Source organism: Nocardia sp. NPDC050697, from assembly GCF_040654395.1.
Classification (GTDB): Bacteria; Actinomycetota; Actinomycetes; order Mycobacteriales; family Mycobacteriaceae; genus Nocardia.
Map to the genome: position 1 here is coordinate 85,381 of NZ_JBFAHY010000008.1, position 24,407 is coordinate 109,787.

Below are 24,407 nucleotides of genomic sequence, written 5' to 3' on the forward strand. Positions count from 1 at the left end.
GTGTCGGCTGCGCCAGGCTCGTCATCGGGATCACGAGCGCACCCGGCTGCGTGTGGCCGCGTTCGCGGAGGTCATACCCGCGCTCCCTTCCCCGTACCGCCCCCTCGTGTGCGGGCGGCTCCCGATCCGAGCAGTCTACGAAGCGCGGGCGCGCAGCGGGAAAACCGCGCGCGGGCCGGGCTGCCGGAGGCGCCGCGGACACACCCGGATCGGGCGGCGGGGTGACGTCGGGAAGGCACCGCCGGATGCTATCGCCCGGGTCCGACAGGACCCCGCCCCGAGAACCGCGCGGTCGGTTCTACCAGGGAAAACAAGCCTGTCGACCGCTCGATCCCCCGTGTTGACAATCCCCCCGGCGCCCCCGTACGAATGCCTGGAGTCCGGCCGAGAAGTTCACGTCTATTCCGTTCTATCCCGAGTCTGGAGAAACGATGGCGGTACAGCGGGCAGTCTTCCGAGCGCGGCGCGCGGTGGCGCGCTTCGGCACCCGGCGGCGCGGTCCCGACGGAAGGCGCGGTAGCCGAGCGGGACTCGTCGGCATCGCCGCGCTCCTGCTCGCGGCGGGCACCGGGCTCGGCGCCGGTCCGGCCGCGGCGGGGCCGATCTACCCCGCGCCCGATCCCGACGCCTTCTACGCCGCGCCCGCCGACGTCGCCCGCTTCGACCTCGGCGACGTCATGCGCAGCAGGCAGGTGCCGGCGCCGAACTACCCCGGCGCCACCGCGTGGCAGCTGCTCTTCCGCACCACCGACTCGATGGGCGGGCCGATCGGCGCGGTGACGACGGTGCTGGTCCCGCCCGGCGGCGGCGCGAACCGGCCGGTGGTCTCGTACCAGCCGTTCGTGAACGCGCTCGGATTGCGCTGCGCCCCTTCGCACGCGCTCTTCGACGGCGGGCTGCGCGAGGGGCCGGTGCTGAACCTGCTGCTCGGCCGGGGCTGGGCGGTCGCGGTGCCGGATCACCTCGGCCCGAACAGCGCGTACGGCGCGGCCCGGCTCGGCGGCCGGATCACCCTGGACGGGCTGCGCGCGGTGCAGCGCTTCGCCCCGGCCGGGCTCGGCGGCAGCCCGATGGGGCTGGCGGGGTACTCCGGCGGCGGCATGGCGACCGGCTTCGCGGCGGCGCTCGCCCCGGAGTACGCGCCGGAGCTGCCGCTGGTCGGGGTGGCCGAGGGCGGGGTGCCGATGAATATCGGCAAGCTGGCGCTCGACCTCGGCATGCAGCCGAATCCGCTGTTCGGGCTCGGATTCGCGGCGGCCATGGGGCTGGAGCGCGAGTACCCGGGGCAGCTCCCGATGGAGCCCATCCTGAAGCCGGCCGGCGCCGACCTGCGCAACCGGATCGCCAACGGCTGCACCGACGAGATCATCGCGGCGGGCGCGAACCGCAGCCTGCCCGACGTCTTCTCCGGCCCGCTCGACGCCGACCCGGACACCGTGCGCATCCTGCACGAGAACAGCCTGGAGACCTTCGCCGGCGTGCCGCGCATCCCCACCTACGTGTGGCACGGCACCAACGACGCCGTCTCGCCGCAGCTGGTGCGCGAGGTCGTCGGCCGCTACTGCGGCTCCGGCGCCAGGGTGCAGCTGGACATGCTGCCCGGCACCGACCACGGCACCGCCATCCCGGAGGGCAGCGCGCGCGCCTTCGACTACCTGGCCGACCGCTTCGCCGGAGCCCCCGCGCCCGGCAACTGCTGACGAAACGCCGAATGGCCCGGACCGTCCGGTCCGGGCCATTCGCGTGAACTCAGTGCGCGAGAACGGGTTCGCCCTCGGCGGGTGCGGGGACGGTGTTCGGCATGAGGAAGCCGACGATCACCGCGCCCGCCGCGAAGATCGCGGTGGCCCACCAGAAGCTGGTGGTGTAGCTCTCGATCGCGGACTGCGCCACCACCTCCGGGCTCATCGTGCGTCCGGCCAGGTAGTCCGTCGCCGCCGAGGCCGCGATGGTGCTGAGCAGCGCGGTGCCGATCGAGCCGCCGACCTGCTGGCTGGTGTTGATGGTCGCCGAGGCCACCCCGGCGTCGGCGTGCCCGACGCCCGAGGTCGCGCCCTGGAAGGCGACCGACATGGCGCCACCGAGGCCGAGCCCCATGATCACCAGCGCGGGCAGGATGTCCGTGGGGTAGCTGGAGTCCAGCCCGATCCGGGTGAGCAGCAGCATGCCGAGCGCGGCGATCACGAAGCCGCCGCTCACCACGACCTTGGGCCCGACCCGCGGCATCAGCACCGAGGGCGCGGTGGTCGAGGAGATCACCATGCCCGCGACCATCGGCAGGAAGGCGAGGCCGGTGGTGATCGGGGTGTAGCCGAGCGTCAGCTGCAGGTAGTAGGTGAGGAAGAGGAAGATCGCGAACATCCCGATCCCCATCACGAAGACCGTGAGGTAGGAGGCGCCGCGGGTGCGGTCGAGCACGATCCGCAGCGGCAGCAGCGGGTGCGCGACCCGGGTCTGCAGCCAGACGAAGAGCGCGAGCAGCGCCGCGCCGCCGGCCAGGAAGGCCAGGGTCAGCGGGTCGGACCAGCCCTCGGACTCGGCGTGCGAGAAGCCGTAGACGATGGCGAAGAGCGCGGCGGTGACGCTCAGCGTGCCGGGCAGGTCCAGCCGCGGGCGCTCGGTGGTGACGTGCCTGGCGAGCAGCAGCACCGCGCCGACCAGCGCGACGGCGGCGAAGCCGAGGTTGACGAACATCACCCAGCGCCACGAGGCCCACTCGGTGAGCGCGCCGCCGAGCAGCAGCCCGATGGCGCCGCCGGTGCCGGCCACCGCGCCGAAGATGCCGAAGGCGCGGGCCCGCTCGCCGGGCTCGGTGAAGGTGACGGTGAGCAGCGAGAGCGCGGCGGGGGCGAGCAGCGCGCCGAAGACACCCTGGCCGACGCGGGCGGCGACCAGCATCTCGAAGCTGGTGGCGGCGCCGCCGATGGCGGAGGCGACGGCGAAGCCGACGAGCCCGGTGATGAAGGCGGTGCGCCTGCCGAAGAGGTCGCTGAGCCGGCCGCCGAGCAGCAGCAGGCTGCCGAAGGCGAGCGCGTAGCCGGTGATCACCCACTGCCGATCGCCGTCGCCGAAGCCGAGGTCGGCCTGCGCCGCGGGCAGCGCGATGTTCACGACGGTGGCGTCGAGCACCACCATCAGCTGGGCGATGCCGATGACGGCGAGCACCCACCAGCGGACGGCGGCGGAGCCGCGCCTGCCGGTCGCCGCGGCGGCCGGGGCCGCGGTCTCGATCGTGGTAGTCATTCTTCTCCCCTGGGGATCGGAGTGGAGCCGAGAATGCGGAGGCATGGCCTCCACTTATTCGGAGACTATCACCATAACGGAGAGACCGCCTCCACTTAATCCCCGGCGTTGGTAGACTGGGGCTGTGAGCCCCACCACGTCGACCTCCCCCAGCCATGCCCCCCGACGCCTGCGCGCCGATGCCGCGCGCAATCAGGAGCGCATCGTCGCCGCCGCGCGCGAGCTGTTCGGGGAGCGCGGGCTGGAGATCTCGCTGGACGACGTGGCCGAGCGCGCCGGCGTCGGGGTCGGCACGGTGTACCGCCGCTTCGCGAGCAAGAAGGAGCTCATCGTCCAGGTCTTCGCCCAGCAGATGGACGAGTTCGTGGCCGCGGCGGAGACCGCGGCGCGCAACCCCGACCCCTGGGCGGCGCTGGTCGAGTTCTTCGAGTACGCCTGCGAGCACCTCGCGGGCAGCCGCGGGCTCAGCGAGGTCATCCTGGAGCTGGACGACCAGATCGAGCGCTTCCAGGCCATGCGCGAGCGGATGCAGCCGCCGCTGAACCGGCTCGTCGAACGCGCCCGCGCCTCCGGCGACCTGCACCAGGACGTGCAGCCCACCGACCTCTTCGCGCTGGTGCACATGATCGACGGCTTCGCCGAGTTCTGCCGCCCGGTGGCGCCGGAGACCTGGCGCCGCTACATGGCGGTGGCGCTGAACGGCGTGCGCGGCGACGGCACGGCACGGCTCCCGCTCTGTGAATCGGCGCTCACCGAAGAGCAGGTCGAACAGGCCAAGGGCAAGCTCTGCCCGCCGCGCCGCCGATAACTTCGGACTATCCTGCGAATTTCTGGCGACCGCGCAGCCGCATCCCCTACAGTTGGACACATGACCAACTCACCGTGGGTGAACTGGGCCGGCGATCAGCGCTGCCACCCCGCCGTCGTCGCGCACCCCCGGGACACCGCCGAGGTCGCCGCGCTGGTCACCGCCGCGGCGGCGCGCGGCCGGAATGTCCGGGTGGCCGGGGCCGGCCACTCCTTCACCGACGCGGTGCTCACCGACGGTGTGCTGCTCGACCTTTCGCGGATGAACCGGGTGCTGCACGTGGATCGCGCGGCCGGGCTGGCCCGGGTGCAGGCCGGTATCACGCTGCACGAGGCCAGCGCCGCGCTGCACGCGCACGGCCTCGCCTTCCCCAACCTCGGCGATATCGACGTGCAGACGGTCGCGGGCGCCACCGCCACCGGGACGCACGGCACCGGCTCGCGGCTGCGGAACATCTCCGACGCGCTGCACTCGATCGAGCTGGTGACCGCGGACGGCAGCGTGCTGGAGCTGAACGCGGAGACCGACCCGGACGGCTGGCGCGCGGCCAGGGTGAGCATCGGCGCGCTCGGCGTCGTCACCGCGGTGACGCTGCGGCTGGTCCCCTCCTTCGTGCTGGCCGGGGTGGAGCGCCCGATCCCGCTGGAAGACGTGCTGGCCGAGCTGGATTCGCACGTGGACGGCAACGAGCATTTCGAGTTCTACATGTTCGGCCACAGCCCGCTGACCATGACCAAGCGCAACAACCGGACCGCGGCGCCGGAGCGCCCGCGCTCCGCCGCGGTCGGCTGGCTGGACGGAATCCTGCTCTCCAACCATGTCTTCGACGCGCTCTGCCGGCTCGGCAGGCGGCGGCCGGAGCTGGTCCCGCTCATCCAGCGGACCGCGGCGCGAGCCGGCGGCAACCGGCAGAAGGTGGACCGCTCGTACCGAGTCTTCGCCACGCCGCGGCTGGTGCGCTTCACCGAGATGGAGTACGCGCTGCCGCGCGAGCACGGCGCCGCCGCGATCCGGGAGATCAGGGAGATCGCACGGCGCTTCGACACCCCGATGCCGATCGAGGTGCGCTGGGTGGCGCCGGACGACGCCTTCCTCTCCCCGGCCGGCGGCAGGGAGACCTGCTACATCGCCGTGCACCAGTACCGGGACATGGAGTGGCAACCCTACTTCCGCGCCTGCGAGGCGGTCTTCGCGGAGTACCGGGGGCGGCCGCACTGGGGTAAGCGGCACTTCCGCACCGCGGAGACGCTGCGCCCGCGCTACCCGGAGTGGGAGCGGTTCGCGGCGGTGCGCCGGAAGCTGGACCCGGAGGGGCTCTTCCGCAACGACTACCTGGACCGGGTGCTCGGGCCGGTCAGCTGAGCAGGGTCCGGACCAGCGCCGGGACCGCGGTGCCGATGGGTTCGCGGATCACCTCGGCGGCGATCCCGTCGTAGGGCGTCGGCTCGGCATTGACGATCACCAGCTCGGCGCCGGCGTCCACCGCGACCGCGCAGAGCGACGCCGCCGGCTCCACCTGCAGCGAGGAGCCGATGGCGAGGAAGAGCTCGCTGCGCTCGGCGATGGCGAGCGCGGCGGCGACCGTGCGCCGGTTCAGCTGCTGGCCGAACATGATGGTCGCGGCCTTGAGCACGCCGCCGCAGCGCGGGCAGGGCGGATCCGGCTCGCCGGCGGCGACCCGCTCCAGCGCCGCCGCCATGGTGGCGGTGTACGGGCACTCGACGCACTCGACGCCGAACATGGTGCCGTGGATCTCCACCACCCGCTCCGGCGCGGAGCCCGCCTTCTGGTGCAGCCCGTCCACGTTCTGCGTGACGATGCCGATCTCCCGGCCCGCGTGCTCCAGCTCGGCGAGCGCGCGGTGCGCGGCATTGGGTTCGGCGTGCCAGGCGGGGTTCTCCCGGCGGGCCTGCCAGGAGCGCACCCGGACCTCGGGGTCGCCGAGGTAGGCGTCGTAGGTGGTGAGCAGCTCGGCGCTGGGGTTCGTGGTCCAGATCCCCCGCGGGCCGCGGAAGTCGGGAATCCCCGAGTCGGTGGAGATGCCGGCCCCGGTGAGGGCGCCGATCCGGCGCGCCGCGCTCATGGTCTCCAGCCTATTGCAGCGTCCGCTGCTCGTCGGCGAAGCGCAGCTCCAGGGTGACCGGGATGATCTCGATCTCCAGCGCGGTGCGCAGCCGGGTGACGGCGTGGCCGAGGATGCGGCGGCGCAGCCCGGCGACGTCGGCGGCGGGCGCGGCGGTGACCAGCAGGTGCAGCTGCGGGGTGTCCGGGCCGCCGGAGAGCCAGGCCTGCGCGCTCCGCACGCCCGGGTAGCCCTCGATATCGGCGGCCACCGGCACGGCGGCGGTGCCGGAGCGCAGCACGGTGCGCCCGGTGTCGCGGTCGCCGCCGACCTGCCAGCCCACCGATTTCGGCTTCCGGAAGGGCTGGGCGAGCAGCCAGCGCAGGCACAGCAGCCCGAGCAGCGCGGCGCCCGCGATCACCGCGACGAAGACCCAGGTGGGCGGTGCCCCGGTGCCGGGGACCAGCGGGGTGCCGGTGTCCACCCAGCTCAGCCGGTTGTCGTGCGCGGCGAGGGCGTAGCCGCCCGCGGCGAGCAGGGCGAGCCCGGCGAGCCCGATCAGCGATCGGTTGACCGCCGCGGGCCGATTCATCCGATTCATGCGCCACCTCCGGTCTCCGGCGTCTGCAGCGAGGTGCGCACGCGGCGCACCGAGCGGGTTCCGATCTCCCGCAGGCGGTTCGAGACCCGGTCGGCCACCGCCTCCGCGGTGCCCGCCGACTCCACCCGGTCGGTGGCGGCCTTGACCCGCACCGAGCGCCGGCGCACCCGCACCCCGCGGGCGGTCACCCCGTCCACCGTCTCGGCGCTCTCCCGGACGGCGGCGCGCAGCCCGCGCCGGGAGACCCCGGCGCGCAGCCCCTCCTCGTCGACCAGCGGCACCAGCAGCGTGCGCCCCGGCCAGAGCGCCGCGATCAGCAGCAGCGCCCCGAGCGCCGCCGCGATCACGCCGGCGACCAGCACCGGCGTCTCGCCCCAGGTGATCGCGTGCAGCTCGGCCGCGACCCGGTCGTAGGAGACGAGCTCGCGGGCGCCGGTGAGCCGCTGCACCAGCGAGACGATCACCACCACCGCCGCGGCCAGCAGCACCAGGGCGAGCAGCACCGCGGGCACGACCCGGCGGGGCCGCCTGGTCACGACACCCGCCCGGGGTCGGGCGCGCCCACGGTGAGCACCGGGACCAGGATCTCGACCCGGGACACCCGCAGCCCGGTGAGTTCACCCACCCGCGCCGTCAGGTGCGCCCGGCAGGCGTCGGTGACCCGGCGGATCGGCTCGGGGTACCGCACCGGCACCTCCGCCGAGAGCCGGGTCCAGTCGCCGCGCACGACGGCCTGCACCCGGACCGGGGCGGCAACGCCGGGCACCTCGCCCGCAGCGAGCTCCGCGATCCGCCGCACCGCGCGCGGCGCCACCGTGGTGGCCCCGCGCAGCTCCGCCGGGACGGCCCCGGTCCCGGCCGCCGCCCGCGCGGCCGGGACCGCGGCAGTCATCGCCCGCTCCGCCGCTGCGCGGAGCGGACCAGCTCGGCCACGTCGAGCTCGCCGTCCAACCAGCGCCCGACCAGCAGCCCGACCGCGCCGAAGAGCAACACCACCACGAAGGCGCCGAAGCCGCCGAAGGCGCCGGCGAAGCCGAGCGCGAGCCCGGCGAGCAGCCCGAGTGTCGTCGCGTTCATCGCTACTGCACCCGGCTCGGCGGGGCGGGCGCGTCCTCGTCGTCACCGGGGACGAAGACGTCGTTGACATTGATATTGACCTCGACGACCTCGAGCCCGGTCATCTGCTCGATGGCGGTGATGATGTTGCGCCGCACCGCCCTGGCGATCTCGGCGATGGCGACCCCGTACTCCACCACGATCTCCACGTCGACCGCGGCCTGCGTCTCGCCGACCTCGACGGAGACGCCCTGGCCGACGCTGGCCGACGCGCCGGGGATGCGGTCGCGGAGCGCGGCGAAGGCCCGGCTGGAGCCGGCGCCGAGCGCGTGCACCCCGCGCACCTCGCGCGCGGCCAGCCCGGCGATCTTCTGCACCACCAGGTCGGCGATGGTGGTGGTGCCCTGGTCGGACACCAGGGCATTGGCCTTGCGGACCGGATCCTTCTGGACGGTCTCCCCGTTGGCGGGCTTGGCCGCGTCGGCGTGGCTCTTCGGGTCGGTGATCGGTGCGGACATCGTTCCTCCTCTGGTGTGCTTCTGTCGGGTTCGACCCGCGGTGGTGCGGGTTCGTCATGGGGGTGTGATGGGCGTCACTTTCGTGAAGGCGGCGGCGTCCAGCCCGCAGACCACCAGCCGCAGCGCGGCGCCCTCGAGGGCGGTTCCGGCCAGCGCCGCGCGAATGCCGCGCTCCGCCGCGGTGAGCAGCGGCGGCAGCGGCAGCGCGCGGGCGACCACGCGCACGGTGACCAGGCCCGGCGTGAGCTCGACGCCGTCGGAGCCGGGCCGCGGGAGCCAGGAGGGGCCCGCCGGGCCGATCGACTGCGCCGGGCGCAGCCCCGGCACCGCCGTGACCGCCGCGGCGACCGCACGGACGAGGCCGCTCTCGGTCACCCCGGGACCTCGATATCCAGGATGCCGACGGTCACCGCGGCCACCCGCTGACCGGTGGCCTCGGCCAGCACCCTGGCGATCTCGCGCTGCACGGCGATCCCGGCCGCAGCGGCCGGGCGCTCGGTGGAGAGCACCACGTCGACCTCGACGGTGATCCGGCCGTCGGCGTGGCTGCGCACCCTGACGCCGTCGGCGAGCGCGGGGTCGCCGCCGCCGAGGCGCTGCCTGCCGGTGCGCACCCAGGTCGAGACCAGGCCGCGCATGCCGGGCTCCAGCCGCAGCACGCCGGGCACCGCGAGCGCGGCGCGCGCCGCGACGGCCGCGAGCACCGCGGGCTCGACCACGAATTCGGTCACCGGGGTCACGGCCTGCCCTCCGCTTCGTCGTCGGCCGGCTCGGCGCCCCGGCCGGGCCGCGGCGGGGAATCGTCCACGAAAAGGTCGACCACAAGGACGTCCAGCCGCCGCACCGAGACCCCGATTCCGCTGTTCAGCGCCGCGCTCACCCGTTCCCGGACGACCGGGAGCACCCCGGCCACCGGCGTCCCGGCGGCGAGCGCGAAGGCCAGCTCGACCTCGACCGCGGCCCGGCCGTCGGGCTCGGCGCCGACCGGCTTGACCCGGCAGCGCCTGGTCCGCACCCCCGGCACCGCATCGGCGGCGAAGCGCAGCACCGCCGCGACCGCGCGCTCGGAGACCTCGACCCCGCCGGGCTCCGGCGTGGCCAGCGGCATGGTCCGGCCGCGCCGCACCTCGGCCCGGACCGCGGACATGATGCGGGCGGTGAGGTCGGGCGGGGCGGGCTCCGGCTCGGCGATCAGCTCCGCGGTGGCGGCGCGCAGCGCGCGCAGGCTCGCGCGCGCGGTGGCGCAGTGCGGGCAGTGCGTCTCGTGCTCGTCGCCGAGCCCGGCCTCGACCGCGTCCAGCCGGTCCCAGACCTGCTCCAGATCGCGGCCGCAGGGCAGCCGGTACCCGGTCGCCTCGTGGTCTGCTGCGGAGTTCACCGCCATGGCTCCATCACCTCGGACAATTGCGCTCGGGCGCGGGCGATCCGGCCGCGCACCGCCGCGGGGCCCGCGCCCACCGCGTCGGCGATCTCCTCGTACGACAGCCCGTCCACCTCGCGCAGCAGCCAGCAGGCGCGCTGCTCGGGGGTGAGCGTCTCCAGCGCCGCGGTCAGGGCGCCGAGCTGGCTGCTCACCTGGACGGCGTGCTCCGGCCAGGTGTCGGTGTGCGGGGACGCGGCGGTCTCCGGGTCCAGCTCGGCCCGCGGCCGCCTGGCCCGGATGACGTTCAGGCACCGGTTGGTGGTCATCCGGTAGAGCCAGCCGACGAACGCGGCCTCGTCCTCCAGCTGGTCCAGGCGGCGCCAGGCCGTCAGGAAGACCTCCTGGATCACGTCCTCGGCATCCGCCCGGTCGGCGAGCACCCGCACCGCGAGCCGGTACATCCGCGCCTGGTAGCGCAGCACCAGCTCCTCGTAGGCCCGGATGTCGCCATCCTTCGCTCTGCCGACCAGCGTCGCCTCGTCCGGCGCGGCGGTTTGCGCACTCGTCACGAAACCCTCCTGTGTCGTACGACCGACACGCCGTCGCGGCAATGCGTCACGGAGGTTCCGCTGTGTTCTGTGTCACACAAAGCTGCGGCGCGGTATTCGGCAAGTGTCCACCGGCGCCCGTTCCAAACCTGAGCGACTCGCGCGTAGACATTGAGAGTGTTAGGCACTTATCATCTCATCTATACGCATTCGGCAGATCAAAGGAGATCGCAATGACCGCCTCCGTCGCCGTCGACGACACCGACAAGCGCGTCCTTCCCCCGCGCCGGGCCATCGAGCCGGGGACCCGCATGTGGGACGAGACCGGGCTGGTCACCTTCTCGCTGACCGCGGGCTCGGCGTTCCTGCTGCAGACCATGGAGCCGACCATCTCCGCCGTGGTCGACGAGCACTCCACCTTCCGCACCGACCCCATGGGCCGTGCGCTGCGCAGCGTCTCCTCGGTGATGATGTGGGTCTACGGCGGTGACGAGGCGCTGGCCGAGGCCGACCGGCTGCGCGCCATGCACGCCTCGCTGAACACCACCGACGCCAGCGGCAGGCAGCACAAGGCGCTCTCCAGCGGCCCGTGGGCCTGGGTGCTGCACACCGGCACCTACGCCTTCTGCGCGAACTCGAAGTACTTCGCCCGCACGCCGCTGCGGGACGAGGACAAGGAGGCGTACTACCAGGAGGCGTTGCAGCTGTTGCGCAACTTCACGGTGGCGCCCAAGGAGATCCCGGCGACCTTCGCCGAGTTCGAGGAGTTCTTCGCCGCCGCCGTCGAGAACAACCTGGAGGCCACCCAGACCGCGCGCGACTACCTGCAGACGATTCGTAAGGTGGCGCCCCCGAAGGAGCTGCCGCGGCCGCTGCACCCGCTGTGGCACGCGCTCTTCGCGCCGATCGGCAAGCTGCAGTACTTCTGCACCGTCGGCACCACCCCGGAGCCGGCCCGGCGCAAGCTCGGCCTCACCTGGACCGCCGCCGACGAGCGCAAGCTGAAGCTGATCGGCTGGGTCATCTCGCGCGGCACCCCGCTGCTGCCGGAGCGGGTGCGCTACTTCCCGATCGCCTACGAGGCGCGCAAGCTGGAGCGCGACCGGCAGCGGCTGCGCAAGGTGATCAACCTGCGGCCGATCTGATTCGGATCGCGCATCACACTCCGCCCGGCGGCCGGAACTCCGGCCGCCGGGCGTTCACGTGTCCGGGTATCCCTTACGCTACGACAGCGTTTCGGTATCGACCCGACAGCCGGACGTGGCACGGACCCCACGGCGATCGGACCCGATCGGCCCGAACCCCGGAAAGGCGTTTCCATGGCCCACAGGCCCACAGTGCTGTTCGTCTGCGTGCACAACGCGGGACGGTCGCAGATGGCGGCGGGATTCCTCAGCGCGCTGGCGGGTGATCGGATCGAGGCGCGCTCCGCGGGCAGCGAACCGGCCGAGGCACTGAACCCGGCGGCGGTCGCCGCGATGGCCGAGGTCGGGATCGATATCGCCGACCGCACCCCGGCCCAGCTCACCGAGGAGGCCGTCGGCCTCTCCGACGTGGTGGTGACCATGGGCTGCGGCGACGCCTGCCCGTTCTTCCCCGGCATCAGCTACCGGGACTGGGTGCTCCCCGACCCCGCCGGGCAGCCCATCGAGGCGGTCCGGCCGATCCGCGACCACCTGCGCATCCTGGTGGAGAACCTGATCGCGGAGCTGGTGCCCGCGCACACCCGCTGACGTCCGATTCGTTCAAGCCGCACGAGGCCCCCGCTTCGTAGGGTTGCGGCATGACTCTTCGACTCGATGCCATCGGCCTGGTGGTGGCCGACATGACCGCCTCGCTCGCCTTCTACCGCGGGCTCGGCCTGGAGTTCCCCGACGGCGCCGAGCGGGCGCCGCACGCCGAGGCCGATCTCGGCGGCGGATTCCGGCTCATGCTGGACACCGAGGAGACGGTGCGCTCCTTCCAGCCCGGCTGGCAGCCGCCCGCCGATGCGGGCCGGATCGGGCTCGCCGTCCGCTGCCCCGACCCGGCGACCGTGGACAGCACCTACGCCGCGCTCGTCGCGGCGGGGGCACACGGTGAGCTGAAGCCGTTCGACGCCCCGTGGGGGCAGCGGTACGCCTCCATCCAGGACCCGGACGGAAACGGGATCGACCTCTACGCCGCGCTCGACAGCTGAGGCTCAGCGCGGCCCGCGGAGCAGGGCTCCGGGCGTGAGCCCGGTCAGCTCGCGGACCTCGCGGGTGAAGTGCGCCTGATCGGCGTAGCCCGCACCGGCCGCGCTCTCGGCCAGCGGCACCCCGGCGCGGGCCCGCGCCAGCCCGCGCTGCAACCGCAGCACCCTGGCCAGCGTCTTGGGGCCATAGCCGAAGGCGGCGAGCGAGCGACGGTGCAGGGTGCGCGCGGTCCACCCCGCGTGCTCGGCGACGTAGCGCACCGGGTGCCCGGCATCCAGCGCCGCCACCACCCGGCCGAGCGCCGGGTCCGGCGCGGGCCGCCCGGCGGCGCGGCGCAGCACGACGGCCTCCAGCGCGGCGGCCCGATCCGGGGCCGCGCCCACCTCGTCGGCCAGCGCCCTGACCGTCTTCGCGGGCCACAGCGCGGCCAGCTCGACCCGCCGATCCCGCACCTCGGCGGCGGGCACCCCGAGCACGGCGGGCGCGGTGCCCGGCGCGAACCGGAACCCCGCGAACTCGGCGCCGCCGAGCTCGGGGTGGTGCGCGACGGTGTCCGGCCCGGCCACCACCAGCCCGCCCGCGCTCCAGATCAGATCCATGCAGCCGTCCGGCAGCACCGGCGGCTCGTGCGCCGCCACGCCGGTGCGCGCCCAGAGGACGGCTCCGGCCAGCCGCGCCGGCCGCTCCCGATATCCGGCCATGGCTGCGAGGGTACGCCCGCTACCTGGCGGCGGGCGGTGCCGAGGAGCGCGGGACCACCCGCACGAACGGCTGCCCCTCCGGCGGCACCCGGTGCTCCGGGTCGGCGCAGCCGATGGTGAACTCGGTCTCCGGCGCGGCGGAGAAGGTCCACAGCGTCATCCACTCCTGGCCGCCGGCCTCCTCCCGCTTCTTCACCTCCGACGAGTGCAGATCCTCGTTCCGCCCGCTGCCGTCGACGACCGTGCAGCGCAGCGCGTCGGCGGCGTCCCCCCAGGCCGCGGGGACCCGGATCTCCAGTACCGAGCCGGACGGCATGGTGGCGGTGCCGGTCTCGTCGATCGGAATCCGCACCGCGCCCGCCGGCTCGACGATCGGCACCGTCGTGCTCGGCGCGGCGGCGCTGCCGGTCCCGCTGGACTCGGTGCCGCCCGTCGCCTCGCCGTCCCTGACCTCGTCCGAGCAGGCGGCGAGCAGCGCCGCCGCGAGCACGGGCACCAGGAACCGGGTCACGCGGAACTTCCTCACGGGTCGACCTCCCTGCAGCGTTTCCCACCCTTTCCGCCTCACCCTGCCGCAGAAACCGGCAATTACCGAGCGAATCGCCGGACATCATGCGAAAATCCTTGTGCCGGGATTGATTAGCCGAGCAGGCATCCTTCCGGCGAACCCTCCGCAGCCTCGTAGCGAGTCGTCCGGGGTGGCGCCGCCCGATTCGAGAAATGTTTGCCAGAATATTGCCGAGGTAGTGAGGCAGTAGCTGATCAGCGTTTTTCCGACCGGACCGCCCGGACACCGAGGAGAAAATCGTGAGCGAAGCGACGCTGGAGGCCCTCATCGGGCACACCGTGTACGACCGCGACGGCGAGAAGATCGGCAAAGTCCGCCGCCTGTACCTGGACAATGCCACCGGCGCCCCCACCTGGATGGCGGTCTCCGCCGGGCTCTTCGCCGGCGACGCGCTCATCCCGCTGATCGGCGCCAGGCACCAGGAGGCCAGCTCCTCGATCCGGGTGAGCGTGGTCAAGGGCGCCGTGCGCACCGCCCCGTACCTGGACGAGGACGGCCACATCAGCGGCGAGGCCGAGCGCGAGCTGCTCGTGCACTACGGCCTGGAGGAGGGCGGCCCCGCCCCGGCGGAGTACCGCCCGCGGCACGCCATGCCTGAGGAGCCCGCCATCGCCCCCGGCGACGACGAGCCCCTCACCTACGGCGAGAACTGAGCCTCAGGACTTTCCGAGCGCCTTCTGCAGCTGACCCTTGGTCATCGTCGACCGGCCCTCGATGTTCTTCTTCCGCGCCTCGGCGTAGAGCTGGTCGCGGGTGAGCCCCTTGGGCCGGTCGGTGCCGGAGCGCTGCCCGCCGCGCTGCTGCGGCGACTTGTCGCGCACCGACGAGCGGGTGGCGGTCTTGGTCTCCCCGGCCTGCGCCCGGTTCTTGTTCACCGTGCGCGCCGCGACCTCCTTCGCCCGCTTGGTGCTCGCCCCGCGGTCCTTCGCGGAGTCCTTGACGTGCTCGTACTGCCGTTCCTGCTCGGCGGTCCATTCCTTCGGCATGTCACACCTCCTGACGTCGCGGTACCCGGCGGGCGCGCGGTGAATCCGGCCCCGCCGGGTCCCGAAAAGGTTTCGGAAAATCGCCGTTCGGGTACCTGAAACCCATGACAGCGATCCGCAACCCCACCCGAATCCTGGGGCTGGAAAGCGGAACCGCGGTGCTCGCCTTCGTGACCTGCTCCACCTTCGCGTGCGGTACTGCAGCTCTGACCCAGTCCGTTCTCACCGGCCTGATCGCGGCGTCCGGCCTGCTGGCCGCGCTCGTGCTCACCCTCGGTGCCCTGCCGGGCGAGATCTCCCGCTAGGACCACTGCTGGTAGGTCGTCGGCACCCGGCGCACGCCGCGGCCCACCTCCGTGATGAGGTCGTCGTAGGCGTCGGCCAGGTCGGTGACCAGCATGGCCAGTTCGTAGCGCTCGTCCTCCGACCCGCCGTTCGCCGCGTACGCCTGTGCGCAGTAGGCGGCCAGCCGGTCGACCACCTCGCCCACCGTCTCGGTGTGCCGCGCGGCGCCGCCGTGCGGCACCGGGACGACCCGGGCGATCCAGCGATCGATCGCCATCACCAGGCGGCCGCGGTGGCCGTCGATCTCGCCGATGCCGCCCGCGCCGAGCCCGGCCTCGTGCAGCGCGGCGAGCTCACCGGCCGCCTCCAGCATGGGATGGTCCCGGTGCGGAAATCCGCGGAGCGCGGCCACGAGCGAATCCTTGTCCGGCAGGGCGTGATTCACCACCACCCCCGGCCCGCACGCCGACCGCTACGCTCGTCCGTTCTGCCGGGGACACGCACCCGGGACAACCACACCACGACACAGACGTATACCGGACCCGCGGACCCGGCGCCGGTCCCGAGCCGGACACTGCAACCAACTCGTAGCGAAACGCCCGATCTGCCGCTACGCTCCCGCGGCCGATCCGACCGCCGGGTCGGCGACCGCGGGCGCGGGCGCCACCGGCTGCTCGGGCGCGGCCGCGGGCACCGGCGCGCGCCGCCCGGTCGCCAGGAAGAGCAGCACCAGCGCGACGCCGAGCCAGACGTAGGTGTCGCCGACGAGGTGCTGCACCGGGGTCCAGTCGTACTCCCGGTCCTCGCCGCCGGGCAGCCAGTTCTGCGGGCCGTAGACGAAGACCGCCGCCGTCACCGCGGTCACCGCGAACCAGCCGAGCGCGCGGCGCCGGGGCAGCGTGCTCGCGTAGCAGGCCATGCCGAAGAGCGCGGGCGCGATCCACACCCAGTGGTGCGACCAGGAGATCGGCGAGACCAGCAGCGTGAAGACCGCGTTGATGGCCAGCGCCAGCGCCGGGATGTGCGCGGCGCGGCGCATGGCGACCACCACCAGCGCGAGCAGCGCCGCGGCGCAGGCCAGCCAGACCACGGTGAAGAGCGGCTCCGGTACCCGCAGCCGGGAGAGCACGCCCTGGATGGACTGGTTGGTGTGGAACGCCGAGCCGCTCAGCCCGTCGACATTGCCCATCCCGCCGAACCAGTACTCGAACGACTCCGCGGGCAGCACCGCGAACCCGATCAGCGTCGCCACCGCGCCGGAGATCGCCGCGGTGATCGCCGCCTTGTAGTCGCGGCGGACCAGGAAGTAGAGCACGAAGGCGGCCGGGGTCAGCTTGATCGCGGCCGCGATGCCGACCAGCATGCCGCGCCGCCAGCGCGGCTTCGCGGTCAGGCAGTCGGCGGCGACCAGCACCATGAGCAGCAGGTTCACCTGGCCGAAGTCGAGCGTGGAGCGGGTCGGCTCCAGCAGCATGGCCAGCGGGGTCGCGGTGGCGGTGGCCAGCAGCGCCAGCTCCAGGGTGCTGCGCTCCGGCCAGAAGCGGCGGGCGACCAGGTAGAGCGTGAGCGCCAGCGCGGCGGTCGAGGTGACGAAGAAGGCGAAGGCCGCCGCGGACCAGGGCAGCAGCGCGAACGGCGCCAGCACCAGCGCCGCGAACGGCGGGTAGATGAAGGGCAGGCTGATGCCGAGCGTGGTCTGCGGCAGCTCGCCGTACATCTCGCCGCCGCCGCGCAGCGCCTCCACCCCGAGCCGGTAGACCTGCAGGTCGATGAAGCCCCGGGAGATCTCCTCGATCGGCCAGATCGGCTGGGTCAGACAGAGCACGGCCAGCACGGTCGTCAGCACCGGCGCGAGCCAGGCGACGCGCCACAAACGGGGGCGCGGCCTCGGCACGGCACGGTCGGCGGCGGAACTAGTCATCCGCGGCGACTATACCGACCGGGCTCCGGCCGCCCGACGGGTACCGAGCGGCGCACGCCCGAATCGTCCCTTTTGCTTCCCGCCCTGGTCAATACCGTTCCGACCGGGCGCTTTTCACCCCGCCGAACGGTGGCCCGGCTTGTAGAGTGACGGCGGTACACAGCGAGGAGGGGCGCATGGCGCCGGCGGCGTACGACTCGGAGCAGGAACCCCTGCGCTTCGTCACCATGGGGCTGGGCTGGGATCCCGTCCGGGGCGGCAGGTTGTCCGGCGGCAGCAGGCCCGAGATCGACCTCAACGCCGCCGCCGCGCTCTACGCGGACGCGCAGCTCACCGAGGTCGTCTACCACGAGCACATGCTCTCCCGGGACGGCACGGTGCGGCTGCTCGGCGACAACCTCACCGGCCACGGCGAGGGCGACGACGAGGTCATCACCATCGACCTCAGCCTCATCCCACCGTCGATCACCGGCGTGATCCTGCTGGTCACCTCGTACTCCGGTCAGGCCTTCGACGTCATCGAGAACGGCTTCTGCCGCCTGGTCGACGGGCTGACCCGCCGCGAGATCTCCCGCTTCGCCCTGCCCGCCGGGCCGGACCACACCGGTTTCGTGCTCGGCAGGCTGCACCACGACGACGGACCCTGGCAGTTCCACGTCATCGGCGTGGCCATCCCGGCCCGGCATCCGGTGGAGGCCATCCCGCACCTGCCGCAGTTCCTGCTCTGACGGGTCAGTGCTCCTCGAGCTGCTCCGCGATCGTCTCCAGCCTGGCCTCGGCATTGCTGCCGTCCAGCTGACCGGCGAACGCCGCCCGCGCCGCCGCGATCAGCGCGCCGTCCACCTCCGGGTACGCCTCCGCGATCCGGATCAGCGCCGCGCTCGTCTGCACGTCCAGCGCGGAGCCGGCGTGCAGGCCGCCGCCGGTCGTCACCGACGCCAGTTCGCGTTCGAAATCGGCCCGCAGTTCGTCTGCCCCGGGATGGGTCACCTCGGTCATCGTTACCTCCTCGTCGCTGCTCTCAGGAGTGTCCCGAATGCGGTGTCTCATGCGTCCGGACTGCGCCGAACGGTCGCACCCCACGAACCGACCGCCCCGCTTTTCCGCTGTGTTACAGGTCACCTCGGCGGCGCGACGGGTAGCTCGTGAAACTCAGCAGGGGCGGTAACGCGCCCGTTCCGACCGATACCGTCGTCGTCGCCCTCGGCTGGCGCGACGGCGAGGTCGACCCGCAAGCGTTGCTCGTGGATGCGAGCGGCCGAATCCGGACCGACGACGACTTCATCTTCTACAACGCGCCGAAGCATCCGTCCGGCGCGGTGACATTGCGCGAGGCGACCGGCAACGCTGCCGCGCTGGAGGTGGTGCTGCCGAAGGTCGAGCCGTCGGTGCAGCGGATCGTGATCACCGGGTCGGTGGATACCGGCAGCTTTCGCGACATCGCCGGGCTGACGGTCGAGGTCAGGGCGACCGGCGCGGCCTTCGATCTGGATCTCGATCAGGGCGAGAGCGTGAGCGCGGTGATCTTCGGGGAGTTCTATCGGCGCGGCGGCGGGTGGAAGTTCCGCAACGTGACCCAGGGGTGGGACAGCGGGCTGCGCGGGCTCGCCGAGGAGTTCGGGGTCGGTATCGATGACGACCCCGTACCAGTTGCCGCACCCGCTCTCGGGAACGCGCCCACACCGGTGCACGGTGCGCCCACCCTGGACCCCGACTGGTACACGGACGCCCAGGACCCGTCGCGGGTGCGCTGGTGGGACGGCGCCCACTGGGCCGACGAGACCCGTCCACTGATCCCCGTCGCCCCCGGGGTGTGTGGCCGCTGCGGGCGCGCCACCCGAGTGCCCCGCTTCGGTACTCCCCCACCGTGCCGCTGGTGCGAGAACGACGTCTCCGGCTTCCTCGGGCTGTGGCGCGGCCAGGCGTGGCAGGTGCTCTCCAGCACCGGTCCGCAGGGCCCGGCCTGGGACGCCCTGTGGGTCGCGCTCCGCTTCCAGCGCATCGACGCCGCGACCGGGAGCGCGGCGCTGCGCCCGCTCGCCGTCGCGCATCTGGAGCGCGTCGTCACCTTCGCCTTCGCCGACGACGAGATCGAGGAGCACGAGATGCTCGGCTTCGATGCCGAGGTCACCGCGCTGCGGGCCTGCTGCGACCTCGGACCCGCCGCACCGCACATCGAGCAGCTGCGGCAGCGCATGCTGCGCGGCCGCAGCCTCACCCAGGTCAGGGCGGGCGAACTCCCCCGCATCCAGCGCCAGGGGCTGCACCTCTCGGCGGACGAGATCGTCCATGTCGACGTCGCGGCGACCCAGGTGCGCTACCTGGCGAGCGGCCCGCGCCAGCAGTCGGGACGGCTGATCGCCAGCAACCGCAAGCTCCGCTTCGTCGGCACCGGGCCGGGCACCGAGACGCCGTGGGAGAAGATCGTGTCGGTCGGCCACGAGTACGGCAGCGTCGTGATCGCGGCGACCACCGCACGCGGCGGCGGCACCTACCGCGTGCCCGACCCCGACTACGTGGCCGCCGTCCTGGAGGGCGCGCTCCGGATCGCGAAACGCCTGGTCCTCGCCCCGGGCCGCCGCGACACCCGCGCGATCCCGCAGCACGTGAAGAGCGAGGTCTGGCAGCGTGACGGCGGCCGCTGCGTGGAGTGCGGCGCCGAGCACTACCTGGAGTTCGACCACGTCATCCCGCTCAGCCGGGGCGGCGCCACCAGCGTGAGCAACCTCCAGATCCTCTGCCGCGGCTGCAATCTCGCCAAAGGCGCGCGGATCTGAGGACTCAGCGAATCTCGGTGTCCAGCCAATTCACGACAGCTCCCTGATACGCGACCGTATTCGTCGCCAGATTCACCGAGTGCCCGCTCCCGGGCAGCACGAACGCCCGCAACCGAGCCGCGGGCTCGAAGAACGGCGCCTCGGAGGCGAGCAACGTGGCGGTATCCGTGCAGGCCACGAACCCCGGCCCGCAGGAGAGCCGATCGAGCGACCCGTTGACCACCATGACCGGCACGTCGATGCCATTGGACATGGGCGGCAAGGTCGAGCTGAGCCCGTCCGGGTACTCGGTGAGCGAGAAGACCTCCTTGGTCCGCTCGTCCTCGGCGAGCACCGCCGGGTCGGTGGTGTCCGGCCCGTAGAAGGCGGCGGCGCGGGTGCCCGGCCGGGTGGTGAGGTACCCGTCGTCGTAGCTGCGGCCGACGAAGGCCGGGTCGCCCGCGGCCGGGTGGTACGAGGAGATCACGCCCATGACCTGCGACACCTCGAGCGTGTGCGAGTAGCCGGTGAGCAGTACCCCGTCCACGTCGTGGTGCTGCGTCGCCTCCAGCACGGCGATCCCGGAGCTCAGCGAGTGCCCGGCGGTGACGACCTTCGCGAACGGCTCGGCGCCGTCCAGCCCGCGCCGCGCCCCCTGCACGATGTCGTGCAGCGCGTTCGCGCTGGCGGTGGCGGAGAGCGTGCTGCTCGGCGGTTTGCTGCTGGTGCCGTTGCCGAGCCGGTCCACGATCAGCGTCGCGTAGCCCGCGCGGTTCAGCGCCTGCCGGAAGTTGTAGGTCTCCGGGCGGTAGCCGAAATCCCAGTAGCGGTGGTTGTAGTTGGAGCCCGCCATCATCACCACGACGGTCTCGGCGCCGGCCGGGCGGCAGAGCGTCGCCCCGAGCTGGCCCTGCGGCACCGCGAAGGAGAGCGCGCCACACGCCGGATCGGGCTGCGCCTGCGCGGTGTTCGGTACGAGCGCCGGCGCCAGCGCGGCCACCGCGAGCAGTGCTCGCGCGGCCCACCTCCGCCCGGAAATGCTTGCGGTACTGCTGTTCCCCGTCATCACGGCCGACGCTAGCCCCGCGCGGGGCACCGCGCAAGGGCGGCAATGATGCTGCAACCCATCATGTTCCACGCTGCTATGACATAGCCTGATCCGCGAACGGAAGGATCGGGTGATGCAGAACGAGGCCATCAGGGCCGTACATTTCGTCGGGAGCTTTCCGGCAGCGACACCGGAAGAGGCAATGCGCGCAATGCTTTCCGCCGAGCCGCTGCACACCCTCCCCACCGGCGAGACGCACCGCTACGAGTTCTACATCCAGCCCGTGATCGAGGAGCTGGTGCGCCAGGGCGCGCTGGAGGTCAAGCGTCAAGGCACCTGGCAGTCCAGCAGGCAGCGAACCCTGCACCGCCCGGCCCGCGGCACCCGGCTCACCGCCGACCGGATGGACCTCGGCTACCTCCGCGAGACCGAGTCGGTGCTGCCGCTCTTCCACCGGCTCCGCGGTGACCGGAGATTCGCCCTGCAGATCGGCATGCCCACCGATTTCACCCTGGCCTTCATCGCCGTCGGCCCCGGCGGGCTGCGCGCGAACCGCGCCGCCTTCACCGCCGCCACCGTGCGCGAGATCACCGCCATCCGCGAGCTCGCCGGTGACGACGTGGTGATCCAGCTGGAGGCGACCGCCGAGCTGGTGCTCGCGGCCCGGTTGCAACCGGCGCACCGCTGGGCCGACGCGGCGCTCGGGCTGAGCCGCGGCATCGCCGCGCTGGCCGCCGCGGCACCGGAGGGCACCCGCTTCGGCGTCCACCTGTGCCTCGGCAGCCTGCACAACCGGGCGCGGGCGCGGCTGCGCGACACCGGCCCGCTGGTCGACCTGGCCAATGCCGTGGCGCGGCAGTGGCCGAAGGGCAGGCCGCTGGAGTTCGTGCACGGCCCGCTCGCCGCCGGCGAAGTGCCGCCGCCCGCCGACCCGGCCTTCTACGCCCCGCTGCGCGACCTCGCGCTCGGCACCCGCTTCTACGCGGGCCTGGTGCACGACACCCCGTCCGCGGCCGAGCAGGAGGAGACGCTGCGCACGGTCGAGCGCGCGCTCGGCCGCCGGGTCGACGGCGTCGCCTCGGCCTGCGGGCTCGGCCGGGTGCCGCGCGACATGGCGGATCGGCTCGTGACCAGGGCGAACGCGCTGGCGAGTACGCCCTAGCGGAGCTCGGCGATACCGCCGAGCAGCACCAGCTTGGTCTCCGGCAGGTCGTCGCCGAGCCACTCCTGGATCGGCACCACCCCGGGCTCGAGCAGCTCGTACCCGTCGAAGAGTTCGCGCACCTGCTCCACCGAGCGGTAGGCGACCTGCGCCGGGCTGCCCTCGGTGTCGTTCTCCGAGCGCTCGATGAACTCGCGGTTGCTCTCCGCCGCGCCGTGCGTGAACACCACGAAGCTGCCCGGCGCGAGCACGGCCCGCAGCCGGCGCAGGATCTCCGCCGGGTGCTCGTCGTCCATCACGAAGTGCAGCACCCCGACCAGCAGCACCCCGATCGGCCGGTCGAAGTCGAGCAGCCGCTGCGCGCGCACCCGCTCGACGATGTCGTCCACGTCGCGGACGTCGCCGAGCAGGGCGGTCACGCCGGTGACCCCGGTCAAAATGGCATTGCTGTGCACCAGCACGACCGGGTCGTTGTCGACCGCGACCACCGGGATCGCCGCGTCGTACGCGCGCGCCGTCTCGTGCACGTTCGGCGAGGTCGGCAGCCCGGAGCCGAGATCGAGGAACTGCCGCACCCCGGCCTCCGCCGCGTGTCGCACCCCGCCGAGCAGGAACTGCCTGCTGAACCAGGCCAGCGTGCGGGTGTCCGGCGCGACCGCGAGCATGCGGTGCGCCACCCGCTGATCGACCTCGTAGTTGTCCTTGCCGCCGAGCAGGTAGTCGAAGACACGCGCCGAATTCGGCCGCGAAGGATCGACTCCGGCCGGTGTCCGCTCGTGCTCCGCCATCGCGCAGCCCCTTTCCTGTTTCGGGCCGATGGTAACAACTCGGGCTTTTCCCGTGGTGCGGGGCGACGAAGTTGTCCCGCAATGGTTTTCGGTGCAAACGCTGCGGTTTGTCGTCCGCAAGGGCAGCTGCACGTGCACCGATGAATTCGCCGCGCCCGTCCCGTCTCGATTCCCAGGACCGTTTTTCACCGACCAGTGAGGACACCATGAGCACGAACGCACTCCCGCCTGTCGTCGACACCGCGACCTGGCAGCGCGAACTCGCCGAGCTCCGGACCAGGGAAAAGGCCGCGACCAGGGAACTCGACGCGATCGCCGCGCAGCGCAGGCGGCTGCCGATGGTCGAGCTGCCGGAGTACACGCTGGAGGGCGCCGACGGGCCGATCACGCTGGCCGACGTCTTCGAGGGCAAACCCCAGCTCATCGTCTACAGCCACATGTGGTTCCCCGGCAAGGAGTGGCAGTGCCCCGGCTGCACCGGGTTCACCTCGCAGTACACCCGGCTCGAATTCCTGGACAACTACGACGCGCGCTTCGTGATCGTCACCCAGGGCCCGATCGACGAGGCGCTCGCCTACAAACGCAAGGTCGGCAATAAAATGACCTGGTACTCCACCGCGAACAGCCCCTTCGGCAGCGATATCGGCGCCCCGCCGGACGCCGGTTTCGCGGTCAATGTCTTCCTGCGCGACGGCGACACCGTCTACCGCACCTGGCACACCGACGGCCGCGGCACCGAGCAGCTCAGCCACACCTTCCCGCTCATCGACCTGTTGCCCTACGGGCGCCAGGAGGAGTGGCAGGACTCGCCGGAGGGGTGGCCGCAGTCGCCCACCTACTCGCGGTGGAGCGATTCCAAGACGATCGCGGCGGCCTACGGGGACTGATCTCAGCGGGGCTGGACAGCGCCCGACGTGAACCACTGGACCAACGTCACCGCGAGGGTAACGGCCATGCACGCCGATTCCGCCGTGATCGGTAGCGCGGCAGTCACCCCCTCGTGTCGATCGGTGTGCCCCTCCCACAGCAGACGGATCATCTGGACAACGGCGGTTGTGGGTGCCGAGACGCCGGACCGGTCGCAAATCGCGACGCGGTAGAGCTGCCCCTGCCGATCGAGTTGGCCGAGAACGTGCCCGAGCGTGGCACCCGCCTGCCGCGGGACCACGACCGGGATCGCCGCGGCCTCGACCGCAAGCACCGCCTCTCGGTAGGCGACCGACGGGTCCGGGTGGAATCGGAACGCCGCGTCCCACGCCGTGCGCAGGCGGGCCGCCGCGGCGCTCCGCCCCGCGGCGTCGGCGGCGGCCCCGGCTTGCCGCACCGCGTCGGTGACGACCTGGTCATGCCGTCGCTCGAGGGCGTTCCCACCGCTACTCACCCGCCACACCGAGCGTGCGCCCTCGAGAACCGCATCGACCTCGCTGATCGCCATCGGAGTCAGCGAATCGAACAAGCTTTCCCCGCGGCTGATGACATCCAGGGTCGCGTCCACCCATTCGAGCAGCGCCACGGTGGGCAAACTTCGCGCGCGCCAGTACCGCGATCCACGCTCCGGCACATAGCGAAGCCGGGCGGCCACCTGTCGACGCGTTCCCTCGTCGACGAATTGCGAGTCGAGCCATTCCCGAAGGGGGTGTTCGAGCCACTCCGGAACGCCCTCGTGCCAGCGCGCATCGGCCGGTCGTCCGGCATTGCGATCGGAGAACGGCTGCCAGCTCGCAGAATCGTTTCTGGTCACGACCGGCAGAGTAGCCCCTGAAAGCCCTCCGCGCGAACAGCTTTCGAACTCAGACCGCAGTCCTCGAAACGGCGT

General features: G+C 72.6%; 32 protein-coding genes. 12 read left to right on the forward strand and 20 right to left on the reverse strand.

Features of this window, described 5'->3' with window-relative positions; genetic code table 11:
* The first annotated feature begins 431 nt into the window (after window positions 1-431).
* The gene (locus AB0H71_RS25580) at window positions 432-1,700 is read left to right on the forward strand and encodes a lipase family protein (RefSeq protein ID WP_357025787.1); all 1,269 of its coding nucleotides are present in this window, start codon (window positions 432-434) and stop codon (window positions 1,698-1,700) included.
* A gap of 49 nt (window positions 1,701-1,749) precedes the next feature.
* Here the strand turns inward: AB0H71_RS25580 and AB0H71_RS25585 are convergent, their stop codons facing one another.
* A complete protein-coding gene (locus AB0H71_RS25585) occupies window positions 1,750-3,243 on the reverse strand; it encodes an MFS transporter (protein WP_357025790.1) in 1,494 nt (497 codons plus the stop codon).
* A gap of 124 nt (window positions 3,244-3,367) precedes the next feature.
* Between AB0H71_RS25585 and AB0H71_RS25590 the strand changes: the two genes are divergently transcribed.
* Both AB0H71_RS25590 and AB0H71_RS25595 read left to right on the forward strand, forming a co-directional pair.
* Window positions 3,368-4,051, forward strand: a complete 684-nt coding sequence (locus AB0H71_RS25590) for a TetR/AcrR family transcriptional regulator (RefSeq protein WP_357025792.1) — start codon at window positions 3,368-3,370, stop codon at window positions 4,049-4,051.
* A 60-nt stretch (window positions 4,052-4,111) separates the two neighbouring features.
* Entirely contained in the window at window positions 4,112-5,413 is a 1,302-nt protein-coding gene (locus tag AB0H71_RS25595; RefSeq protein WP_357025795.1) for a D-arabinono-1,4-lactone oxidase, read from the forward strand.
* On the opposite strand, the gene AB0H71_RS25600 is transcribed toward AB0H71_RS25595, so the two are convergent.
* Genes AB0H71_RS25600 through AB0H71_RS25645 form a run of 10 tightly spaced genes read right to left on the reverse strand, consistent with a single transcriptional unit; the run spans window position 5,406 to window position 10,220 of the window.
* Window positions 5,406-6,134, reverse strand: coding sequence for a Sir2 family NAD-dependent protein deacetylase (locus tag AB0H71_RS25600; protein WP_357025798.1), 729 nt, complete (start codon window positions 6,132-6,134; stop codon window positions 5,406-5,408). The two genes, AB0H71_RS25595 and AB0H71_RS25600, sit on opposite strands and share 8 nt — an antisense overlap.
* A gap of 10 nt (window positions 6,135-6,144) precedes the next feature.
* Complete coding sequence (locus AB0H71_RS25605) at window positions 6,145-6,714, reverse strand: alkaline shock response membrane anchor protein AmaP (protein WP_357025801.1); 570 nt, start codon at window positions 6,712-6,714, stop codon at window positions 6,145-6,147.
* Window positions 6,711-7,250, reverse strand: a complete 540-nt coding sequence (locus AB0H71_RS25610) for a DUF6286 domain-containing protein (RefSeq protein WP_357025804.1) — start codon at window positions 7,248-7,250, stop codon at window positions 6,711-6,713. The genes AB0H71_RS25605 and AB0H71_RS25610 overlap by 4 nt, the downstream gene beginning before the upstream one ends.
* A complete protein-coding gene (locus AB0H71_RS25615) occupies window positions 7,247-7,606 on the reverse strand; it encodes an Asp23/Gls24 family envelope stress response protein (RefSeq protein WP_357025807.1) in 360 nt (119 codons plus the stop codon). Before AB0H71_RS25615 ends, AB0H71_RS25610 begins: the two co-directional genes overlap by 4 nt.
* A complete protein-coding gene (locus tag AB0H71_RS25620) occupies window positions 7,603-7,791 on the reverse strand; it encodes a hypothetical protein (protein ID WP_357025810.1) in 189 nt (62 codons plus the stop codon). Before AB0H71_RS25620 ends, AB0H71_RS25615 begins: the two co-directional genes overlap by 4 nt.
* A gap of 2 nt (window positions 7,792-7,793) precedes the next feature.
* On the reverse strand, window positions 7,794-8,288 hold the full coding sequence (locus AB0H71_RS25625) for an Asp23/Gls24 family envelope stress response protein (protein ID WP_357025813.1): 495 nt from the start codon (window positions 8,286-8,288) through the stop codon (window positions 7,794-7,796).
* 54 nt (window positions 8,289-8,342) lie between these two features.
* Window positions 8,343-8,663, reverse strand: a complete 321-nt coding sequence (locus AB0H71_RS25630) for a hypothetical protein (protein WP_357025816.1) — start codon at window positions 8,661-8,663, stop codon at window positions 8,343-8,345.
* Complete coding sequence (locus tag AB0H71_RS25635) at window positions 8,660-9,028, reverse strand: Asp23/Gls24 family envelope stress response protein (RefSeq protein WP_357025820.1); 369 nt, start codon at window positions 9,026-9,028, stop codon at window positions 8,660-8,662. Before AB0H71_RS25635 ends, AB0H71_RS25630 begins: the two co-directional genes overlap by 4 nt.
* Window positions 9,025-9,672, reverse strand: a complete 648-nt coding sequence (locus tag AB0H71_RS25640) for an Asp23/Gls24 family envelope stress response protein (RefSeq protein WP_357025823.1) — start codon at window positions 9,670-9,672, stop codon at window positions 9,025-9,027. The genes AB0H71_RS25635 and AB0H71_RS25640 overlap by 4 nt, the downstream gene beginning before the upstream one ends.
* Complete coding sequence (locus AB0H71_RS25645; protein WP_357025826.1) at window positions 9,663-10,220, reverse strand: sigma-70 family RNA polymerase sigma factor; 558 nt, start codon at window positions 10,218-10,220, stop codon at window positions 9,663-9,665. The genes AB0H71_RS25640 and AB0H71_RS25645 overlap by 10 nt, the downstream gene beginning before the upstream one ends.
* 212 nt (window positions 10,221-10,432) lie before the next feature.
* On the opposite strand from AB0H71_RS25645, the gene AB0H71_RS25650 reads away from it, so the two are divergent.
* From AB0H71_RS25650 to AB0H71_RS25660, 3 genes are all read left to right on the forward strand, one after another.
* On the forward strand, window positions 10,433-11,344 hold the full coding sequence (locus AB0H71_RS25650; RefSeq protein WP_357025829.1) for an oxygenase MpaB family protein: 912 nt from the start codon (window positions 10,433-10,435) through the stop codon (window positions 11,342-11,344).
* A gap of 174 nt (window positions 11,345-11,518) precedes the next feature.
* Entirely contained in the window at window positions 11,519-11,932 is a 414-nt protein-coding gene (locus AB0H71_RS25655) for an arsenate reductase ArsC (RefSeq protein WP_357025832.1), read from the forward strand.
* Between the two features lie 50 nt (window positions 11,933-11,982).
* Entirely contained in the window at window positions 11,983-12,378 is a 396-nt protein-coding gene (locus AB0H71_RS25660; RefSeq protein ID WP_357025834.1) for a VOC family protein, read from the forward strand.
* A gap of 3 nt (window positions 12,379-12,381) precedes the next feature.
* Here the strand turns inward: AB0H71_RS25660 and AB0H71_RS25665 are convergent, their stop codons facing one another.
* On the reverse strand, window positions 12,382-13,077 hold the full coding sequence (locus tag AB0H71_RS25665) for a helix-turn-helix transcriptional regulator (protein ID WP_357025837.1): 696 nt from the start codon (window positions 13,075-13,077) through the stop codon (window positions 12,382-12,384).
* 19 nt (window positions 13,078-13,096) lie between these two features.
* A complete protein-coding gene (locus AB0H71_RS25670) occupies window positions 13,097-13,603 on the reverse strand; it encodes a hypothetical protein (RefSeq protein ID WP_357025840.1) in 507 nt (168 codons plus the stop codon).
* A 281-nt stretch (window positions 13,604-13,884) separates the two neighbouring features.
* On the opposite strand from AB0H71_RS25670, the gene AB0H71_RS25675 reads away from it, so the two are divergent.
* Entirely contained in the window at window positions 13,885-14,298 is a 414-nt protein-coding gene (locus tag AB0H71_RS25675; RefSeq protein WP_357025843.1) for a PRC-barrel domain-containing protein, read from the forward strand.
* 3 nt (window positions 14,299-14,301) lie between these two features.
* Here the strand turns inward: AB0H71_RS25675 and AB0H71_RS25680 are convergent, their stop codons facing one another.
* Window positions 14,302-14,631, reverse strand: coding sequence for a plasmid stabilization protein (locus tag AB0H71_RS25680; RefSeq protein ID WP_357025846.1), 330 nt, complete (start codon window positions 14,629-14,631; stop codon window positions 14,302-14,304).
* A gap of 104 nt (window positions 14,632-14,735) precedes the next feature.
* Between AB0H71_RS25680 and AB0H71_RS25685 the strand changes: the two genes are divergently transcribed.
* Window positions 14,736-14,936 (forward strand): hypothetical protein, encoded by a 201-nt coding sequence (locus tag AB0H71_RS25685; RefSeq protein WP_357025849.1) that lies wholly within the window; start codon window positions 14,736-14,738, stop codon window positions 14,934-14,936.
* Here the strand turns inward: AB0H71_RS25685 and AB0H71_RS25690 are convergent.
* Together AB0H71_RS25690 and AB0H71_RS25695 are read right to left on the reverse strand one after the other, a co-directional pair.
* Window positions 14,933-15,328 (reverse strand): DUF4254 domain-containing protein, encoded by a 396-nt coding sequence (locus AB0H71_RS25690; RefSeq protein ID WP_357025852.1) that lies wholly within the window; start codon window positions 15,326-15,328, stop codon window positions 14,933-14,935. The genes AB0H71_RS25685 and AB0H71_RS25690 overlap by 4 nt on opposite strands.
* A 198-nt stretch (window positions 15,329-15,526) precedes the next feature.
* Window positions 15,527-16,837, reverse strand: coding sequence for a glycosyltransferase 87 family protein (locus AB0H71_RS25695; protein WP_357025855.1), 1,311 nt, complete (start codon window positions 16,835-16,837; stop codon window positions 15,527-15,529).
* A gap of 176 nt (window positions 16,838-17,013) precedes the next feature.
* On the opposite strand from AB0H71_RS25695, the gene AB0H71_RS25700 reads away from it, so the two are divergent.
* Entirely contained in the window at window positions 17,014-17,565 is a 552-nt protein-coding gene (locus AB0H71_RS25700; protein ID WP_357025858.1) for a TerD family protein, read from the forward strand.
* 4 nt (window positions 17,566-17,569) lie between these two features.
* On the opposite strand, the gene AB0H71_RS25705 is transcribed toward AB0H71_RS25700, so the two are convergent.
* Complete coding sequence (locus AB0H71_RS25705; RefSeq protein WP_357025861.1) at window positions 17,570-17,836, reverse strand: hypothetical protein; 267 nt, start codon at window positions 17,834-17,836, stop codon at window positions 17,570-17,572.
* 146 nt (window positions 17,837-17,982) lie between these two features.
* Between AB0H71_RS25705 and AB0H71_RS25710 the strand changes: the two genes are divergently transcribed.
* Window positions 17,983-19,614, forward strand: a complete 1,632-nt coding sequence (locus AB0H71_RS25710; RefSeq protein WP_357025864.1) for a TerD family protein — start codon at window positions 17,983-17,985, stop codon at window positions 19,612-19,614.
* A gap of 4 nt (window positions 19,615-19,618) precedes the next feature.
* Here AB0H71_RS25710 and AB0H71_RS25715 read toward each other — a convergent pair whose 3' ends face one another.
* Window positions 19,619-20,659 carry an alpha/beta fold hydrolase gene (locus AB0H71_RS25715; protein WP_357025867.1) on the reverse strand — a complete coding sequence of 347 codons (1,041 nt, stop codon included), beginning with the start codon at window positions 20,657-20,659 and terminating at the stop codon, window positions 19,619-19,621.
* A 193-nt stretch (window positions 20,660-20,852) separates the two neighbouring features.
* Here AB0H71_RS25715 and AB0H71_RS25720 point away from each other — a divergent pair, with 193 nt between their 5' ends.
* Window positions 20,853-21,803, forward strand: coding sequence for a hypothetical protein (locus AB0H71_RS25720; protein ID WP_357025870.1), 951 nt, complete (start codon window positions 20,853-20,855; stop codon window positions 21,801-21,803).
* Here the strand turns inward: AB0H71_RS25720 and AB0H71_RS25725 are convergent.
* Complete coding sequence (locus AB0H71_RS25725; protein WP_357025872.1) at window positions 21,800-22,591, reverse strand: SAM-dependent methyltransferase; 792 nt, start codon at window positions 22,589-22,591, stop codon at window positions 21,800-21,802. The two genes, AB0H71_RS25720 and AB0H71_RS25725, sit on opposite strands and share 4 nt — an antisense overlap.
* A gap of 206 nt (window positions 22,592-22,797) precedes the next feature.
* Here AB0H71_RS25725 and AB0H71_RS25730 point away from each other — a divergent pair, with 206 nt between their 5' ends.
* Window positions 22,798-23,478 carry a DUF899 family protein gene (locus tag AB0H71_RS25730; RefSeq protein ID WP_357025875.1) on the forward strand — a complete coding sequence of 227 codons (681 nt, stop codon included), beginning with the start codon at window positions 22,798-22,800 and terminating at the stop codon, window positions 23,476-23,478.
* A 2-nt stretch (window positions 23,479-23,480) separates the two neighbouring features.
* On the opposite strand, the gene AB0H71_RS25735 is transcribed toward AB0H71_RS25730, so the two are convergent.
* Window positions 23,481-24,332, reverse strand: a complete 852-nt coding sequence (locus AB0H71_RS25735) for a hypothetical protein (RefSeq protein ID WP_357025877.1) — start codon at window positions 24,330-24,332, stop codon at window positions 23,481-23,483.
* Window positions 24,333-24,407: the final 75 nt, after the last annotated feature.